The following is a 19,287-nucleotide window of genomic DNA, read 5'->3' on the forward strand; positions in this document are numbered from 1 at the left end:
TTATTCTTCCCCTTCTATCGTTATTGTAGCATTTGTTACACCCGATTCTGCATCAACTATAGAGTTAGAACCCATATCTTCAAATTCTACGTGCTGCTGTATAAAATCTTTATAAGGTACATGCATTGCCCATACATCTAAATTTCTTTCATTAGCCTCAGTTAAGGCATCTGTTGGACATATCTCAACACATCTTAAGCATCCCTTACAGTAATGATAGTTCACGCCTTCATTGACCATCTGTTGCTTACCTTTATACTCACCTTCTCCAAATACTAGCGCCATTTCTGGGCATGTGATATCACAAAGGCCACAATTAATACATTTGTCCTTATGAAACACAGGCACTTTACCTTCACGACTAGCTGTCATATCATTATTAGCCATACTTGCAAAGAGAGGGTTAACCCCTCCAAGTGGTGCATTTTTCCAACCCCAGTCATACTGTACATCTTTATACTCTACATAAGGGTATTCATCACTATGTTCAAATTGTTTAATAGTAATTTCTTCGTAGCCTCTTTCAATACCTTTTAAATTTCCTTCAAGTGCACTTGGGTATTTTTTTCCCACTGTATCTTTTACGACTTGTTTCACTGCGTCTAAAGGAATGAAACCTGATGCCTTAGCAATAGTTCCTAATATAACCATGTTAATACGTGTCTTTTCTTCCATTGCTATTTTGAGTGCATCCACGCAGTAAATCATACCGCCACAAAGCTGCAAGTGTTCTCTCACTTCATCAGGTGTTTTATCTGTGTTTACAATCACAACTGTATTTTCATCTACTCCTGCTGTCACTGCCATCTTACCTGCCAACGCTTCATGAAAGATGGCTAAAATATGTGGTTTTTCAACGGGTGTAATGACACCAATGGTTTGGTTTTTGTCACACCATCTAATAAAAGATTTAATAGGCGTCCCTTTCTTTTCCGACCCATAACTTGCAAAGCTAGAGCTATTAAGTCCAAGTGCAAGCGCTCCAATTTCTCCAAGTATTTTGCCAGTTAAATTTGCTCCTAGACCTCCTATACTCTCTAACCGCATCTCATAAAATCCATACTCATTGGTCTTAGGTAAATCTATCTTATGTCCCACTGTCTATTTACCTCCTTTTAGACGTCCAAAATAAATGGCCGTGAATTCTTTCTTATTTTATGGAAATAATACTTTTTCATACAAAAAAAGCACATTCCGTAAAGAAACGTGCTTTAAAGATCTATTTGACTAAGTAATATCTTAATATCGTTTTCTTTAATATGAGGGTCCTGTTGTATCTTTTGATCCCCTATATGATACGCTTCTAGTTCTGTCTCTAGCTCCTCTATTCGAGCAAGTAAAGCTTTAATATCCTTTTGCTTGTCCTTCCACTTTAATTCAGTAGGATACGTATTAACAATAAAGTCTTGAACCTTTATAAAAAGTTGTTCACGCTCTTCAATAATATTACGAAAAACCCCCATTAAAGCTACAATCAAACAGAGCACTGTACTTGCTATAATCAATATAAAATTACTAATAGAACGTCCTGGTGCCTTACTTAAAATCTCTATACATACTTGTACAAACAGTATAGTCCACATTATGAGTTTACATCTAAGTGCTATGTTTTGAATCGTTATATAAGAAAATCTTCCTATTCTTGTCTCATAAAATGCAGTTTGTATCATTGTCTCAACTTCTATATTCTCTCCATCTTGAGCTTCATAAATACGTTGGTACTTTTCGATTAATTTTCGTATGAAAGTGATATCACTTTCAGTCTTATAGGCCTTAGGATTTAGATAAACCTGGATACTTTTATTGATTTTTTCAAAATGGTTTTGAAGCATACGTGTTGTAAATGCAACAATTAAAGCTAATACTGTATTTATCCCAAACAATACCCCTATCATATATACCCCCATTTGTGTGTACAACTCTTATTATAACACCTTATTAAAGTAATACAAGTTTAATTGTATACACTATTCTATTTGATATTTGTTACAATACTTTCTATCATTTTACTTGCATTGCGTGCAGCTAAATTCACAAATTCATCAAAATTTATTTCAGCACCATTATCTGCTTTATCTGAAATAGCACGAATTACAACAAAGGGAATTTGATTTAAATAACATGTGTGAGCAATAGCCGCACCTTCCATCTCTGCACAATATGCTGTAAATGTTGTATAAATATCTTGTTTAACTTTGATACTTGCTACAAATTGGTCTCCACTTGCAATGCGTCCAACCCACACGTTATGCTCTGTGAGCACTTCTTGTGCAGCAGCTTTTGCATACTCTACTAATTGATTGTCTGCTTCAAAGAAAGAATTGTCCATTCTAGGAATAACCCCTTTAGGATCACCAAAAGCAGTTGTATCCATATCATGTTCTACTGTATCACTTGAAATGACTACATCTCCAATGTTAACGTCCGGATGTAAACCTCCCGCAACACCTGTGTTGATGATGTAAGTTGGATTAAATCTATCTATTAAAATTTGTGTACATACTGCAGCATTTACTTTGCCAATACCACATCTTACAACGATAACTTGTACATCTTTCATTGTACCTTCATAAAAGTCCATACCCGCTATTTGATGAACTTCTTTAAGTTCCATTTTTCTACGAAGTGAAATAACTTCTTCTTCCATTGCACCAATAATACCTACTATTTTCATTTGTGTTCTCCTTCTACGTATATTGATTTTATTATACTATAAAATGTCTTTGTTCTTAAAGCCTTTATTAAAACTTTCCCTATATAAAGAAAATAAGTTATAACAAAGTCTACACTTATCTCTGTCGTAACCTATTTTCTCTCTTTTTATTCTTGATTTACTGAAATAGTTTGCCTATTAAGATACGCCTTAATATATTGATTACTTCTTCTTGATTAGTCTCCCACTTAGCTGAAATCATGTCCATTTGGTCTATCGCCACATCTATGACCGTATTAATCCACGCAATAATCTCTTGTGGTTGCATCGAGGTACTGTAAGAAATGGTCACTATTCCTGTTTCAAAATCTGGTTGTATATCTTGAATGCCATCTTTCATCTTCATGAATTCATACACATAGGGTGCAAATTCTAGGTACTGAGGTCCTAATTTGGTCAAATTATTTATCTTTATTTTTAATTCGCCAGGCATATTACTTATAAATTGCATCTTAAGATAATTTTTAATGAGTTGTTTCTTGAGACTCATCGAAATCCCTCCTACTACACTAAATATTACTTTTCATCTATTAATATGCTTAGCATAGCCCATTTTATGAGTTGTCTCTTCTACTTTTCCTACGCACTCAAATGCCACCCTATCCCCAACCTGATCCACCTTTAATACTTCATGATGATAGATTTGAATTTTCATTGTACCTTCTAATGTCTCATATACCGTTTCTCTCATTGCACCTTTATTAGGTGCCTTTAACATATGGCCTTTATCATATTTTGTCTTAATTCTAATAATTTCTTGACCCTGCTTAATTTGAACAACTGCTGATTGGTCTTCTATTTTAATCTCTTCAATCTGTGCACCTGTATAAGTTGCAAAAATTCTAGTTTGATTTTCAATACTTATAACACACAAAAAACCTCTAAAGTTACAGCCTAGAAATGGAATATCTGCAACTGCCAGCATGACAGATAGGGAGCCTTGCTTAAAATGATTGCATTGCATCCATAGGTAGCTCTTAGGAAAACTATTTCCCCAATCACTTTCAACATAGCCCTTTCCTCCAGCAAAATTCATAGGCGTACTATTAAGCCTTAACTGCCCCCATAAAGTATGTCCCATAGATAGTACGTCATGATAACACTCCATAAAAGGAAGATAACCAAAAGGTCCCATCAATCCTTTTTGTAAAAATTGTTGTGGTAACTTCGTAAAGGTATCAAAGTAGAGTGCTCCTTTAAGTGTTATAGATGGACTCTCTATATCAAGTTGCATGTACTCTTCTTTAAAAATACTCTTGCCGATTTGGAGTGTAAAAGGCTCTTGCGTATATTTAAAACAATCTAAACTATAAGGAATGTAGTAACTTCTGTTATCTCCAGACCTAATAATTTGAATAAATGCTTCTTCTACTCTTTCTCTTGCTCTGCCTACGATAATAACAATTGTATCTTCCTCCGTACTGCACTTAAAGTACCAACCTTCAAAGTAAAATGCCCTGCTCACATGTATTACCCCTATTCCTCTTTTTTAATAGAGTCTTGTCCATTTTAGCAAGGATTATGCTGATGTCATAAAAAATAGAGATCCCTCCAGTTGGCATGCCTGTCGGTAATCTCTTCGTAAGTGATCTTCTTAACTTCTTTTATTCAAAAAATGCGCCATATTTTCTAAAACGATTATAACGCTGGTCTACAAGTTCATCTTCGCCTATCCCTTTTAACTCATTTAATTGAGTAATAAGATAGCTCTCTAGCAACTGTGCAGCTTCTTCTGGCGCTCTATGAGCCCCACCTAAAGGTTCTACAACAATATCATCTATAATATGATTTGCCAACAAGTCTGTCGCTGTGATTTTCATAATCTCAGCTGCTTCTTGCGCCTTTGTGCTATCTTTCCATAGAATACTTGCAAATCCTTCTGGAGATAAAATAGAGTAAGTTGTATTCTCTTGCATAAAGACTCTATCCGCTACGCCTAATGCAAGGGCACCTCCACTGCCACCTTCTCCAATAACGCCTGCAATGATAGGTGTTTTAAGCCTTGCCATTTCCATTAGGTTTCTAGCGATTGCTTCACCTTGACCTCTTTCTTCTGCACCCAATCCACAGTAAGCACCTGGTGTATCAATTAAACAAACTACTGGTCTGTGGAACTTCTCAGCTTGCTTCATTAAACGTAACGCTTTTCTATATCCTTCTGGATGAGGCATTCCAAAGTTACGTTCTACATTTTCTTTAGCAGTCTTACCTTTATTTTGGGCAATAATTGTAACAACATGCTCACCTATCTTACCAATACCGCCAATAATAGCTTGATCATCTTTAAAGCTTCTATCTCCATGGAGTTCTACAAAACCTGTAACGATTTGGTTGATATAGAACAAGCTTCTTGGCCTATCAATCATTCTCGCAATTTGTACTTTATCCCATGCTGTATAGTTGTCTATAATATCTCTTTCAATCTTTGTAGCAAGTTCTTCTAGACGTGTAATCTCTTGTACAACATCTACATCTTCACCTACTGACTTTAATTCTTCTATCATTTTTTTAAGGTGTTCTAGCTTTTTAATAGCCTCCATCATTTACCTCCTTCGTATGCAGTTTAAGGAGTGTATAGAGTTCTTCTCTCATATTTTTACGCTCTATAATGCAGTCTATCATTCCGTGTTCTAATAAAAACTCTGCACGTTGAAATCCTGAAGGCAGCTTTTGTTTAATGGTTTGTTCTATTACCCTTGGCCCTGCAAATCCAATCAATGCATGAGGCTCTGCAATAATAATATCTCCAAGCATTGCAAAACTAGCTGTGACGCCACCTGTTGTTGGATTCGTGAGCACACTGATAAACAACAATCCTGCATCATCATGTCTTGCAAGGGCTGCACTTGTTTTAGCCATCTGCATGAGAGAATAGATGCCTTCTTGCATCCTTGCGCCTCCAGAAGCTGAAAAAATTATAATCGGTAATCTATTCTCTGTTGCATACTCTATAGCGCGGGTAATTTTCTCCCCTACTACTGAGCCCATGCTTCCCATAATAAACCTTGGATCCATTACTGCAAGAACTGTTTCGATCCCTTTTATCTTACCTTTTCCTGTGATAACTGCCTCATTTTGTTCAACTTTCTTCATAGTAACCTGAATCTTTTCCTCATACCCTTCAAATTCTAAAGGATTAGCACTTAACATATCTTTATCAAACTCTTCAAAGCTCTCTAAATCTACCAATTTACTAATTCTTCCATTAGGAGAAATAGGTAAATGTCCACTACAGCTCGGACATACACCTATGCTTGAGAGAAGGTCAATTACATAGATATTCTTCTTGCAATGAGGGCACTTCGTATACATACCCTTTGGGACCTCTACCTTAGCTTGAGTAGTTTTAGCTTGAGCATACTTTTTTTGTCTACCAATGAGTGCACTTAACATTTAACTACTCCTTCCCTAAAATAGTATCTAGATTCTTTTCTATATATGAGGTGTCAAAACTTCCCTCATCAAATGCTTCTGTATGAATAAGGTCATATTGGAAATCTATATTTGTATCAATTCCCTCTACTACAATTTCTGATAATGCACGTCGCATAATACTTAAAGCTTCTTGTCTGTTATCACCATAGGCAATCACTTTAGCTAACATAGAGTCATAAGTTGGTGGTACATTATAGCCTGGATAAATGGCTGTATCAATACGTATCCCTCTTCCTCCTGGTAAATGTAGCTCTGCAATTTTACCTGCACACGGTCTAAAATTCAATTTTGGATTTTCCGCATTGATACGACACTCTATGGCATGACCTTTGATTTGAATTTCTTCATTAGTAAAGCTTAATTTTTTACCAGAGGCAATACGTATTTGTTCCTTAATCAAATCAATTCCTGTAATCATCTCTGTTACAGGATGCTCTACCTGAATTCTTGTATTCATTTCAATGAAGAAAAACTGTTTATGTTTATCTAAAATAAACTCAATGGTTCCTGCATTTTCGTATTCTGCTGCACGTGCCGCCTTAATAGCAGCTTCACCCATTTGTGTTCTAAGTTCCTCAGATATACAAGGTGACGGTGCTTCTTCTATTACTTTTTGGTGACGCCTTTGCATAGAACAGTCTCTTTCTCCTAGATGAACTACATTACCATAAGCGTCTCCTAGTATTTGAAACTCGATATGTCTTGGTTCTACAATATACTTTTCTAAGTACATACTACCATCACCAAAAGCTGAAAGTGCTTCATTACTTGCTGTATTAAAAGCTTTTTCTAAATCTTCTTCATGCCATACAATACGCATACCACGTCCACCACCACCTGCAACCGCTTTTAGAATAACTGGATATCCAATTTCTAACGCAAGTAGTTTGGCATCAGATGCCGTTTCTATAACTCCATCTGAGCCTGGTACAACAGGTACACCTGCCTCAATCATCATCTGACGTGCACGTGCTTTATCACCCATTGCATCGATCATTTCCGGTGAAGGTCCAATAAATTTGATATTACACTCACGACATATACGTGCAAACTTAGCATTTTCAGATAAGAATCCAAATCCAGGATGAATAGCATCTGCACCTGTCAAAACAGCTGCTGTAATAATACTTTCTATATTTAAGTAGCTCTCTTTAGGTTGTGCTTTGCCAATGCATACTACTTCATCTGCTAATTTAACATGTAGAGCATCTTTATCTGCGACAGAATATACCGCAACAGTATCAATGCCCATTTCACGACAAGCACGCATAATTCGTACAGCAATCTCTCCTCTATTAGCAACCAATACTTTACTAATCATTGTTTCACCTCCTTAGCCAATAGCAAATGTAAGTTCCGCTTTAGCTACCACTTTGCCTTCTACTGTAGCTACTGCTTCCCCAATTCCAATAGGACCTCTTTGTTTTACAAGACGACATTCTAATTTTAGAGTGTCACCTGGTACTACCTTATCTTTAAACCTAGCTTCTTTGATACCACCAAAGAAAGCAACTTTTCCTTTAAATTCTTCTTGTGAAAGAATAGCTATTGCTCCAACTTGAGCTAATGCTTCAATAATAAGGACACCTGGCATCACAGGAAGCCCTGGAAAATGTCCTTGGAAGTAAGGCTCATTCATCGTTACATTTTTGTACCCTACAGCACCTTTTCCATCTTCATCAATCTCAGCTTTATCCACTAATAAGAAAGGATAACGATGAGGAATAATCTCCATAATTTCTTGTGTGTTTAGCATGCTATCTCTCCTTATCTAATACGAAACATTGGTTGATCAAATTCAACCATATCTTCATTTTCCACTAAAATTTCAACAATCTCACCATCTTGATCTGCTTCTACTTCATTCATCAATTTCATTGCTTCAATGATACATATAATCTCACCCTTTTTAACTCTAGAACCTACTTCTACAAAAGAGGGTTGATCTGGAGAACTGGCACGGTAGAAAGTTCCGACCATAGGTGACTTAATTGCATGACCTTCTACTTTTACACGTTCTTGTGGCTGTGGATTAATATTAATCTCAGCAGTAGCTACTTGTGGTGCTGTCATTATTGGGGCTGAAGCTACTTGTATAGGTATAGAACGCTCAAGTTCAAGTTCAAACTCATCACTTTTAAGTTTAATACGAGTCAAGTCACAATCTTTAAATTCGTTCATAAGCTCTTTTACAAGTTCAATATTCATTATACTTCTCCCTTCCATTTTTTAAGTAAAATGGTACCATTATGACCACCAAATCCTAATGAATTACTTAATGCATACTCTATATCCACTTTTCTACCTTCATTTGGCACATAATCAAGGTCACATGCTTCATCAGCTACTTGATACCCAATTGTTGCTGGAATAAAGCCTTCTTGCAACGCTTTAGTTACTGCAATAACTTCAATAGCACCTGCTGCACCAAGTAGATGTCCTGTCATAGATTTAGTTGAGCTAACTGGTACTTTGGTATCTGCACCAAATACTTTTTTAATGGCAAGTGTTTCAAACTTATCGTTATACTCTGTACTTGTTCCATGTGCATTAATATAGTCTACTTGACTAGGTTCAATACCTGCTTCATGAATAGCATCAGCCATAGCACGTGCTGCACCTTCTCCTTCTGGATCTGGAGATGTAATATGATAAGCATCACCTGTTGCACCGTATCCTACTACCTCTGCAAGGATTGTAGCTCCCCTTTTAGTTGCATGTTCTAATGTTTCCATGACAACAATACCAGCACCTTCACCCATAACAAATCCATTTCTTTCTTTATCAAATGGAATAGATGCACGTTTTGGATCTTGTGACTTAGACAACGCAGTAAGTGATTGGAATGAAGCTATGCCAAGAGGGGTAATTGCAGCTTCAGCTCCTCCTGCAAGAATAACATCATTCGCACCTTTTTGAAGTGCTCTATAGGCTTCCCCTATACTATGTGTACCTGATGCACATGCTGTTACTATACTTGTGCAGATTCCCTTTGCCCCTGTATAGATAGCAACATTACCTGCACCCATATTCCCAATAACCATTGGAATAAAGAGTGGTGATACTCTTTTAGGTCCTTTTTCTATAAGTGTTCTCATACCTGTTTCAATAGTTCCTAGTCCACCGATCCCTGAACCTACAATAACACCTACTTTACTTGCATCTTCGTCGTCCATATTAAGTTTTGCATTTATTAAAGCTTCTTTTGCTGCATAGATTGCATATTGTGAGAAAAGATCTAGTCTTCTTACTTCCCTTTTTTCAACGTACTTACTTGCTTCAAAGTCTTTAACCTCTGCCGCTAATGTAACATCATATCCATCTACTAACTCAAACTTAGTGATACGGTCAATGCCACATACACCTTCTTTAAGATTATTCCAAAACGCTTCCTCTGTATTTCCAAGTGGTGATACCACTCCAACACCTGTAATAACAACTCTATTTTGCATGGTTTTCCTCCTTTATTTAATTACATCGCCATGCCGCCATCAACTTTGATGACTTCACCTGTTACATAGCTTGATAAATCACTTGCTAAGAATAATGCTACATTTGCTACTTCTTCTACATTTCCAAAACGATTGATCGGAATACCTTTAAGTGTATTTTCTTTAATTGCCTCTGGAAGCTTATCTGTCATATTAGAAACAATAAATCCCGGTGCAATCGCATTAATACGTAAATTTTTTGACGCAAATTCACGAGCTGCTGACTTAGTCATTCCTATAACACCTGCTTTTGAAGCAGCATAATTACATTGACCAATATTACCATGTAAACCAACTACTGAAGACATATTAATGATGCTTCCACCCTTTTTCATCATGATACGAGAACCATGTTTCATACAGTTAAATACACCTTTTAAGTTGATATTAATAACGCGATCAAACTCTTCTTCTGTCATTCTAAGGAGTAGCATATCTCTTGTAATCCCTGCATTATTTACTAAGATATCTAAGCTACCAAATGTATCTACAGCTACTTTCATAAGCGCTTGCGCTTGCTCAAACTGAGATACATCAGCCATAACCGCTATAGCTTCTCCGCCTGCTTCTTGAATTTGTGCTACAACTTTTTCTGCTTCACTTTTTGAACCTTCAAAAGGATAGTTTATAACTACTTTAGCACCATTTTTTACAAAATTAAGTGCAATCTCTTTGCCAATTCCACTACTACTTCCTGTAATAACTGCAACTTTATTTCTTAACATTGTTTTCCTCCTAAAACACTCATTGTATTTTGTAATGAGGTCTCATCTTCTATATTTAACACTGTAACATCTGATGAAATTTTACTCACAAAATTACAAAGGGTTTTCTTAACGCCAATTTCAATAAAGGTATCAAAGCCTTCATTAATAAGTTTTTCTATACTTTCTCTAAAACGTACACCTGTTACAATTTGAAGCGGAATATTACAAATGGCCTCTTCTGTATTCATATAGTCTGCTGTGACATTACTCACAATAGGTGTCGTTACTTCTTTAAAGTTAAAAGATTTAAGCTCTTCTTTTAAGTTATCTGCCGCTTTGTCCATAAGTGGACTATGAAAAGCACCACTTACATTTAAAGGCATAACACGTCTAGCGCCCTTTTCTTTAAGAAGAGGAGTAGCCTTCTCAATTGCTGCTTTTTCGCCTGATATAACAACTTGCCCTGGGCAGTTATCATTTGCGACTACGAGTTCCAATCCTTCAGCGCATATAAGTTCACATACTTCTTCTATTAATGCTAACTGAAGTCCAATAACAGCAGCCATGCCTCCATCTTTTTCTTTAGCACATTCATCCATATAGTGTGCTCTCTTATCAACAAGCTTGAGTGCTTCTTCAAAACTCAGCACACCACTTGCAACAAGTGCACTATACTCTCCTAAACTAAAACCAAGTACTGCGTCAGGCACAATACCTTGTGCCTTTGCAGCATTAAAGGCAGCAATACTTGTGGTAAAAAGTGCAGCTTGCGTATAACGTGTTTGATTAATAAGTCCGTTTGTATCTTCAAAACATACTTCTTTTACATCCCAGTCGAGTACGTTTGAAGCTTTATCGAAAGTCTCTTGACTCTCAGAATAATTTTCATATAAGTTCTTACCCATTCCTGCAAATTGGGCACCTTGCCCAGAAAATAAAAATGCAATTTTCACTTTTTCCACCCTACCTCTAGTTTGATTTTAAAACTTTGTCTTTCAAAGTTTGATTTACAAAGTATTTGTTTAGTCTTATTTATTCGACAATGTGAGAAAGTCTTTTGTTTTGTTCTGTCATAATATCATCGATAATTTCTTTAGCTGTTTGTTCTTCTTTAACCATACCAGCGATTTGTCCTGACATCACAGTACCATTTACAACATCTCCATCAACAACTGCTGCTCTTAAACCACCTGCACCAAGTACTTCGAGTTCTTCCACACTAGCACCTTGCTTTTCGAGTTTGCTAAATTCTCTTGAAAGTTTATTTCTAAGTGCGCGTACTGGATGTCCTGTACTTCTGCCTGTTACAACCGTATCAATATCACTTGCTTTAATTACGCGTTGTTTGTAGTTCTCATGTACGGTACATTCTTTTGCGACTAAAAATCTTGTTCCTATTTGTACAGCGTCTGCACCTAACATCATCGTTGCTGCAAATCCTCTGTGATCCGCAATACCTCCTGCTGCAATAACAGGAATATTTACTGCATCTACAATTTGTGGAATAAGTACCATTGTTGTAAGTTCACCAATATGTCCACCTGCTTCACAGCCTTCTGCAATCACTGCATCAGCGCCCTGTTTTTCCATTCTTCTTGCAAGTGCTACAGACGGTACAACCGGAATAACTTTAATACCCGCTTCTTTCCACATGTTGATGTATTTACCTGGATCTCCAGCGCCTGTTGTTACAATACTTGCACCTTCTTCAACAACTATATTAGCTACTTCTTCTGCATATGGACTAAGTAACATAATATTGACACCAAATGGTTTGTCCGTCATTACTTTGAGTGCACGAATTTCTTTTCTAAGCCATTCACCCGGTGCATTACCAGCAGCAATAATTCCTAATCCCCCAGCCTCTGATACAGCGGCAGCTATAGCGTGGTCAGCAATCCACGCCATGGCCCCTTGGAAAATAGGATATTGAATATTTAACATTTCACATACTCTGTTCATTGTTCAATCTCCTCATCTCGCCTGATTGTTGCAAGCTTTAATTAATTATTGTCTATCTGTGATATATTTAACTGCATCACCAACTGTTTTGATTCCTTCAACATCTTCATTTGAAATAGCTACACCGAATTCATCTTCAAGTGCCATAACTACTTCGAATAAATCTAATGAATCTGCTTCTAAATCTTCTTTGAAACGAGCTGTTTCAATAACCTCTGATGCATCTACACCTAATTTGTCTGCTACGATTTCTTGTAATTTTTCTAATATCATTTTAATTTCCTCCTAGTTTTTGATTAATTTATTTAGTTATTTATCCTTAAAGGTCTTAGACCTAGTTGGAACTATTCCCACACAAGGAGCATACTGCCCCAAGTAACACCGCCACCAAAACCACATAAAACAATAGGGTCTCCTGGCTTTAATTCTTCTTGTAAATCATAGAGTGCCATTGGAATACTAGCAGAAGAAGTATTTCCATACTCATGTAAATTCTTAAAGAACTTATCGGTAGGAACTTCTAATTTTTTTGCTACACTGTCCATAATCCTTGCATTCGCCTGATGTAAAATAAAATACTTAATATCATCCAAAGTATATGATGTACCCTCTAGCACCCTTTGAATACTCATAGGTACTACAGTCGTTGCAAACTTATAGACTGCTCGTCCATCCATAAACATATACGGGCTTCTAGTTTCTTGCTCTACGCAACAATTCTTAAGTGGTATACTTGGCAAGGTTAAACACTCGCTAAGACCGCCATTACTCTGAGTATATATATTAATTATGTTATTTTTATGATGTTTTTGGAAAATTGCTGCCCCTGCGCCATCTCCGAAAAGTACACAGGTGCTCCTATCTTCCCAATCCACTGTTTTGCTAAGCACCTCTGCACCGATCACAAGCGCATATTCGCAAGAACCTACTCGAACAGCATCCGTTGCAAGCTTAGCACCATATAGAAATCCACTACAAGCTGCTGCAATATCAAAGGCTGTAGCATTCTCTGCACCAATAGCTGCTTGCACTTGACACGCTGTACTTGGCATAATGTAATCCCCTGTTATAGTTGCTACTACAATGAGTCCAATTTGTCTAGGGTCTATACCTGATCGTTCAAGTGCCTCTTTTGCTGCATTAATAGCTAAATCTGTAGTTGTTTCTCCTGTAGAAATATGCCTCTTTTCTATTCCAGTACGAGACTTAATCCATTCATCTGAAGTATCTACAAACTGTGTTAATTCATCATTAGTCATATGACGTACGGGTACTGCCTTTCCCATTGATAAAAGTTTTACACCATACATGCGTATCACTCCTTTCTATTTTTTTACAAGGTGATACTTTTCTCGAAAAAAGTCTGAAAGCCTTGTAAGTGACTTAATAAGTACTTCATTGTCTTCATTAGATAAGCCTTCAATCATATTTTGTACCATGATCTGATGGAATGCCTCGTGAACCCTATAGGCTAACTTTCCTTTTTGTGTAATTTCAATTTCTACATATCTTCTATCTTCTTCTGACCTACGTCTTGATACATATTCTTTTTTAACAAGTCTATTAATAGATGTTGTAAGGGTTCCTACTGTAATACCTAACTGGTCTGCAACATCTGTCATTGTTCTAGACCCAAGCCCTATTGCTTCTATAACATGCATTTCTGTAATAGATAAATCTTTGAAAGGTGAATCTTGTAATGCCACTTTTTCAATTGTTAAAATTTCATTAAACAACTGAACCAGTAACTCATTTACTACCTTTGCAGTACTCTGCAAATCTCTCGCCTCCACTCATGTTGTACTATACTTTGCCAATCAAATTATTTTATAATCAAAGTATAAGGAATAGTTTTATAGTTGTCAAGTATTCTTAAGTTTAAAGACTAGGTTTTCTTGGCAATACTTCTCTTCATAGGAGGACTGCATATGCTAAAATTACTTACTCAAAATACTTTTCTCGATTTAAGGAAAAGGTTAACTCTACTCTATATTCTTAACGCTTCTGATATCGTCTTCACCTTCGGTCTGTTAAAGACCGGAATGTTTGAAGAAATTAATTCTCTTATGGTTGGTATTGTTCAAGACCCCTTGTTGAGCATTGCGATAAAGCTCATTACCCCAGCGCTTCTCATCATCTATATTTTATTAAAATTAGAGGATTTACCTGATATCAACCTCAAGCTTTGCAACTGCTTTGTCAATACTGTGCTCATTATTTATATTATTATTAACGTGATGCACCTGACTTATTTCGGCTTATTTTTATATACACTCTAACTCCCATTTAATTCATTTTACTTTTTGTGACTTTTTTATTATCATATAGAAGTAAATCAACTAATCAAAGGAGACAAAATATGAGTGTTTTAGCCGTAAAAAATGTAACCCATGGTTTTGGTTCTCGTAGTATTTTAGAAAATGTTTCTTTCAGACTTTTAAAAGGCGAACACGTCGCCCTTGTAGGAGCTAACGGAGAAGGTAAATCTACTTTCTTAAATATTATTACGAGTAAACTTATGCCCGATGAAGGAAGCGTAGAATGGTCAAATCGTGTATCTGTTGGTTATTTAGACCAGCATTCTGCCCTTACACCAGGTACAACCATTAGAGATAACTTACGATTGGCTTTCGATAACCTATTTGCACTTGAACAAGAGATGCTTAGTCACTACGAAAAAATGGGCGATTGCTCCGATGAAGAAATGACTAAACTCATGGAAGATGCAGCAGAAATCCAAAACATCTTAGATACAAGTGGTTTCTATATTATTGATTCAAAAATTGAAGAAGTTGCAGCGGGTCTCGGCCTTGGAGATATTGGCCTTGATAAAAAGGTTGATGAACTTAGTGGTGGTCAACGTACGAAAGTACTTTTGACTAAATTACTTCTTCAAAACCCAACAATTCTTATCCTAGATGAGCCTACTAACTATTTAGACGTTAACCATATTGAGTGGTTAAAACGTTACCTTCAAAATTATGAAAATGCTTTTATCCTTGTATCTCACGATATTCCTTTCTTAAATGATGTATGTAACCTTATCTATCATATTGAAGATTGTGAACTTACACGTTATGTAGGAAACTATGACGAGTTCCTAAGACTTTATGAGCTTAAGAAACGTCAACAAGAAAAAGCCTATGAACGTCAACAAAAGGAAATCGACAAACTTGAAGATTTCATTGCACGTAATAAAGCACGTGTTGCTACAACAGGTATGGCAAAAAGCCGTATGAAACAGCTTGATAAGATGGAGATTATTGACAAGCCAAAAGAGAAAATTAAACCTATATTTAACTTCAAATTTTCCAAAGCACCAAGTCGTTTCTTAATCGAAGCACGTGACTTAGTCATTGGTTATGATGAGCCATTAACACGCCCACTTAACTTCAATATTGAACGTGGCAAGAAAATTGCTATTTGTGGCGTTAATGGTCTAGGTAAATCTACCCTTCTTAAAACCTTACTGGGTATCCTTAAACCTATTGATGGTGAAGTTGAATTTGGTGAAAACTTAGATATCGGTTACTTTGCTCAAGAAGATTCTCGCAACAATAACAACACTGCTTTAGATGAGCTTTGGAATGATTATCCTTCTCTTACCAATCATGAAGCACGCTCTGAACTAGCTAAATGTGGTCTTACTACAGACCATATTACAAGTCCAATGAAAGTTCTATCTGGTGGTGAAAATGCCAAAGTACGTCTTTGTAAGATTCTTATGCAAGAACTTAACTTACTTGTACTAGACGAACCAACTAACCACTTAGATGTAGATGCAAAAGACGAACTTGAACGTGCCCTTAAAGAATTTAAAGGTACCGTTGTACTTGTATGCCATGAACCTTACTTCTATGAAAGCTTTATTACTGATGTATGGAATGTAGAAGATTGGACAACTAAAATCATTTAATCTTTATGCTATAAAAGAAGCCGCCAAAGTACTATGCCTTGGCGGCTTCTTTTATTATGTAAATTAAATTATATTTTTACCGCTTCGACCAATATTATAATACTGTATACATTCACCAAATATTTTTTCTTCTACAGGCTGACTAATAAAGTATCCTTGTATCATATCACAATCTATCGCCTTAAGTACTTGCATTTGCTTTGCATCCTCTACCCCTTCACAGATTACTTCTAGGTTAAGAGTATGTGCTAGATTAATAAGTGACTCTACGATAGCTCGGGTCTTTGTGTCTTCTCCTACTTCAAGTAAAATTGACCTATCAATCTTCAAAATATCAATGGGTAGCATTTTAATATGATTAAATAAAGAATAGCCCACTCCAAAATCATCTAATGCCACTTTTATTCCTAATAGCTTAATCTCGTTTAAAACTTTAATAATATATTGAGGATACTCTAACACGTCATCTTCTGTTATTTCAAGTTTTAATAAATCGGGTTTAAGATTATAGCGACTTAGCAACTCTTTTATTGTTTCCACACAATTTGATTTCTTAAGAGACCTATAAGACAGATTCACTGAAATTGTGAAATCGTCAACCCCCTTTTCATTCCACTGCTTGCAAAATTCACATGCTCTTTCTAAGATCATATAATCTATGTCTACAATATATCCGGTATTCTTAGCTACAGGAATAAATTTATCTGGTTGAATAATCTCTCCATCTTTCTTCCATCTTGCCAATGCTTCAGCACCTACTATTTTTTCATTTTTTATATCAAGAATAGGTTGATAATAAGGTACAATTTCATTATTATCTATAGCATCCTTCAATCTTGCTTCTATCTCAAGATCTTCCATCATTGCATCTGCAAAAATATAAGTACTATTTCCTCCATTTTTTTTGCTCCTATACATAGCAATATCACCATATTTAAGGAGCGTATTGACATCTACAGCTTGGTGCGGGTATATACTCACACCAATACTTACTTTGATTTCAAAATTATATAGCGCATATTCAAAACGCTGATTCACTACCCTAATAATTTCTTCACCATAATCTAAGATTTCTTGATTGGTGTACAGTCCTTCCTTTATAAGAACGAATTCATCTCCCCCTACTCTACCAATGCACACACTACTATCTGAAAGTTTCATAAGCCCATTGGCTACATGACAAAGTACTTTATCACCTTCTACATGACCAACTGTATCATTAAGTGTTTTAAAATTATCTAAATCCATAAAATAAATTACAAAGGGCTTATTCACACGTCTCATTGCATTTAAATGTCGATATAAACTATGCCTATTCTTCAAGTTTGTCAAAGAATCATACTCTGCTAAATACTTCATTTCAGTTAAATATTGTTTCAACTTTGTAACATCATTTACAATAAGGGTAAAATAACCTTCTTGCGTTACATAAATGCTTAGGTCCACCCACTTATTCTCTCTAATCCTAATTTGATTCACTATAAAGGGCTGATTAGTACTACTTACTTGCTCAAATACTTCTTGCAACTTAATCGCACCCATATAAGTATTATCTAGAAATTCGGTAAAGTACTTACCTATCATATCTTCTTTATTAACTTCCACCAGCTTAGCTAATGCATCATTAAACACTTCACAAATACCATCTATATACCGACCTTTTTCATCTTGCTTAATGCGATAATAGGCAAAGCCATTTGTCATGGTTGCAAGTACATCACTATACTGACTCTCCTTAATGCTTATACTTTCATTGGCATCTTCTAAAGCCTCAAACATTTCATTAATATCATTTTCTAAACTTCCTATTTCATCCTTTGTAGAGTCTACAACAATACGCTCAGATAAGTTTGTTGAATTTTTAATTTCATTAACGCCTCTATTAATTTTAACAATGCGTTTCACTACAAGCTTTTCAATAAGAATCGCTAGAATTAAGTTAATGATAATGCAAAGTCCAATCAGAATAGTTGTAAATAAATCTATATTTTTTTTAGTACTTTGTTTAACAACAAGTGGCTCCATTATCTTGATATAGTAGTCTTCTTCACTATGTTTCCCCTTCAACTCAAAGTAACTTGAAATATGATCCTCATTATAAACTATCATTATTTCTTGCTCTTGTGATTGCTGTGTATTCACGCCTCTAGACTGCTCTATCTCAGTTACTAAACTTATGTCTTTACCCATAGACTCTGCAATGCTTGCTAGCATCTCTTGATCAATTGCTTTTATTCCTATTAAATAGCCTAAATGTTGACTACTTTTTTCACTTTTAAGTGTATCTATTGCTACCCAATAGGGTCTATCTTGTGTATTGATAATGTCTTGTGTAAAAGGTTTCTTTTCATCTATTAACCCGATAATAACCTCTTGAAGATACGTGCACTCTGTATCAGATATAGCAAGTTTCTCTTTAGCCCCATAAATTTCTTGAACTTCTAGGCTCGGGGAAAGTAACATCTTATATTCAATGCCGTCCTCCTTAAATTTATCATACAGTCCAAGTTTCTCTCTAAAATCCAACTCTCTTTCTTCCTCAATGTCTGCAATGGTTTCTAATGTTACAGCATAGTCTTTAACTTTTCCAATAAACTTCTCCTCTTCTCCCTCAACTCTATTAATAACACCTCCGCTAATGCCACTAATACGACTCATCTCTCCTTGATACAGATAATCTACCATTACATTAGATGATACCAAATATAACAATATAGTTATTGCCGTCATCATTGTAAAAATACTAGCAATCTTAAGTGATAGCTTCATATTTTGTCCCCCTTAAAATGCTTACTATTGTTTTTTTCTTTCATTATACTAAAACTTTAGAATAATAAAAGGATTTATTAATGAAAATTTGTTTGAAAATCTACTTTTTTAGTAGTTTCTTTCACAAATTGTAGAAATAAAGGATGTGGTCTCCTTGTATTTTCATTAACATTCTTTCAAATACATCCCCCTCACACTTCAGACCTAACACTTCTGTTACACCCAGTAATTCATTACGAAGTTCCTTAGCGATTACCTAGACAGCACTTTCACCTGCAAACATAGTCCAGCTTA

Annotated in this window: 18 protein-coding genes and 1 pseudogene; 2 read left to right on the forward strand and 17 right to left on the reverse strand. The window is 35.8% G+C overall.

Going from position 1 to position 19,287, the window contains the following annotated elements; translation table 11 throughout:
* From RRY75_RS02625 to RRY75_RS02705, 16 genes and pseudogenes are all read right to left on the reverse strand, one after another.
* A complete protein-coding gene (locus RRY75_RS02625; protein WP_332491382.1) occupies positions 1-1,098 on the reverse strand; it encodes a 2-oxoacid:acceptor oxidoreductase family protein in 1,098 nt (365 codons plus the stop codon).
* A gap of 113 nt (positions 1,099-1,211) precedes the next feature.
* On the reverse strand, positions 1,212-1,895 hold the full coding sequence (locus RRY75_RS02630) for a hypothetical protein (protein ID WP_332491384.1): 684 nt from the start codon (positions 1,893-1,895) through the stop codon (positions 1,212-1,214).
* A gap of 77 nt (positions 1,896-1,972) precedes the next feature.
* Positions 1,973-2,674, reverse strand: coding sequence for a 5'-methylthioadenosine/adenosylhomocysteine nucleosidase (locus RRY75_RS02635; protein ID WP_332491386.1), 702 nt, complete (start codon positions 2,672-2,674; stop codon positions 1,973-1,975).
* 157 nt (positions 2,675-2,831) lie between these two features.
* On the reverse strand, positions 2,832-3,203 hold the full coding sequence (locus RRY75_RS02640; protein ID WP_332491388.1) for a hypothetical protein: 372 nt from the start codon (positions 3,201-3,203) through the stop codon (positions 2,832-2,834).
* Between the two features lie 33 nt (positions 3,204-3,236).
* Positions 3,237-4,178 carry a tocopherol cyclase family protein gene (locus tag RRY75_RS02645; RefSeq protein WP_332491390.1) on the reverse strand — a complete coding sequence of 314 codons (942 nt, stop codon included), beginning with the start codon at positions 4,176-4,178 and terminating at the stop codon, positions 3,237-3,239.
* A gap of 139 nt (positions 4,179-4,317) precedes the next feature.
* Positions 4,318-6,106: pseudogene (locus RRY75_RS14190) on the reverse strand (acetyl-CoA carboxylase carboxyltransferase subunit alpha).
* A gap of 4 nt (positions 6,107-6,110) precedes the next feature.
* A complete protein-coding gene (locus RRY75_RS02660; RefSeq protein WP_332491396.1) occupies positions 6,111-7,469 on the reverse strand; it encodes an acetyl-CoA carboxylase biotin carboxylase subunit in 1,359 nt (452 codons plus the stop codon).
* 12 nt (positions 7,470-7,481) lie between these two features.
* Positions 7,482-7,904, reverse strand: a complete 423-nt coding sequence (gene fabZ, locus RRY75_RS02665) for a 3-hydroxyacyl-ACP dehydratase FabZ (RefSeq protein ID WP_332491398.1) — start codon at positions 7,902-7,904, stop codon at positions 7,482-7,484.
* An 11-nt stretch (positions 7,905-7,915) separates the two neighbouring features.
* The gene (gene accB, locus RRY75_RS02670; RefSeq protein WP_332491400.1) at positions 7,916-8,356 is read right to left on the reverse strand and encodes an acetyl-CoA carboxylase biotin carboxyl carrier protein; all 441 of its coding nucleotides are present in this window, start codon (positions 8,354-8,356) and stop codon (positions 7,916-7,918) included.
* On the reverse strand, positions 8,356-9,600 hold the full coding sequence (gene fabF, locus RRY75_RS02675; protein ID WP_332491402.1) for a beta-ketoacyl-ACP synthase II: 1,245 nt from the start codon (positions 9,598-9,600) through the stop codon (positions 8,356-8,358). The genes accB and fabF overlap by 1 nt, the downstream gene beginning before the upstream one ends.
* A gap of 20 nt (positions 9,601-9,620) precedes the next feature.
* A complete protein-coding gene (gene fabG / locus RRY75_RS02680; protein WP_332491404.1) occupies positions 9,621-10,364 on the reverse strand; it encodes a 3-oxoacyl-[acyl-carrier-protein] reductase in 744 nt (247 codons plus the stop codon).
* Entirely contained in the window at positions 10,358-11,299 is a 942-nt protein-coding gene (fabD, locus tag RRY75_RS02685; RefSeq protein WP_332491406.1) for an ACP S-malonyltransferase, read from the reverse strand. The genes fabG and fabD overlap by 7 nt, the downstream gene beginning before the upstream one ends.
* Positions 11,300-11,378: 79 nt before the next feature.
* Positions 11,379-12,308: an enoyl-[acyl-carrier-protein] reductase FabK gene (gene fabK / locus RRY75_RS02690; protein WP_332491408.1), complete on the reverse strand. Its 930-nt coding sequence runs from the start codon at positions 12,306-12,308 to the stop codon at positions 11,379-11,381.
* A 45-nt stretch (positions 12,309-12,353) separates the two neighbouring features.
* On the reverse strand, positions 12,354-12,578 hold the full coding sequence (acpP, locus tag RRY75_RS02695) for an acyl carrier protein (RefSeq protein WP_334309699.1): 225 nt from the start codon (positions 12,576-12,578) through the stop codon (positions 12,354-12,356).
* Between the two features lie 74 nt (positions 12,579-12,652).
* Positions 12,653-13,618, reverse strand: a complete 966-nt coding sequence (locus RRY75_RS02700; protein WP_332491410.1) for a beta-ketoacyl-ACP synthase III — start codon at positions 13,616-13,618, stop codon at positions 12,653-12,655.
* 15 nt (positions 13,619-13,633) lie between these two features.
* Positions 13,634-14,086, reverse strand: a complete 453-nt coding sequence (locus RRY75_RS02705) for a MarR family winged helix-turn-helix transcriptional regulator (RefSeq protein ID WP_332491411.1) — start codon at positions 14,084-14,086, stop codon at positions 13,634-13,636.
* Between the two features lie 150 nt (positions 14,087-14,236).
* Here RRY75_RS02705 and RRY75_RS02710 point away from each other — a divergent pair, with 150 nt between their 5' ends.
* Together RRY75_RS02710 and RRY75_RS02715 are read left to right on the forward strand one after the other, a co-directional pair.
* Positions 14,237-14,587: a DUF5658 family protein gene (locus tag RRY75_RS02710; RefSeq protein ID WP_332491413.1), complete on the forward strand. Its 351-nt coding sequence runs from the start codon at positions 14,237-14,239 to the stop codon at positions 14,585-14,587.
* Positions 14,588-14,667: 80 nt separating this feature from the next.
* Positions 14,668-16,224 (forward strand): ABC-F family ATP-binding cassette domain-containing protein, encoded by a 1,557-nt coding sequence (locus RRY75_RS02715; RefSeq protein WP_332491415.1) that lies wholly within the window; start codon positions 14,668-14,670, stop codon positions 16,222-16,224.
* A 63-nt stretch (positions 16,225-16,287) separates the two neighbouring features.
* Here RRY75_RS02715 and RRY75_RS02720 read toward each other — a convergent pair whose 3' ends face one another.
* Complete coding sequence (locus RRY75_RS02720) at positions 16,288-18,993, reverse strand: EAL domain-containing protein (protein ID WP_332491417.1); 2,706 nt, start codon at positions 18,991-18,993, stop codon at positions 16,288-16,290.
* Positions 18,994-19,287: the final 294 nt, after the last annotated feature.

Source organism: Niameybacter sp., from assembly GCF_036655075.1.
Taxonomy (GTDB): Bacteria; Bacillota; Clostridia; order Lachnospirales; family Cellulosilyticaceae; genus Holtiella.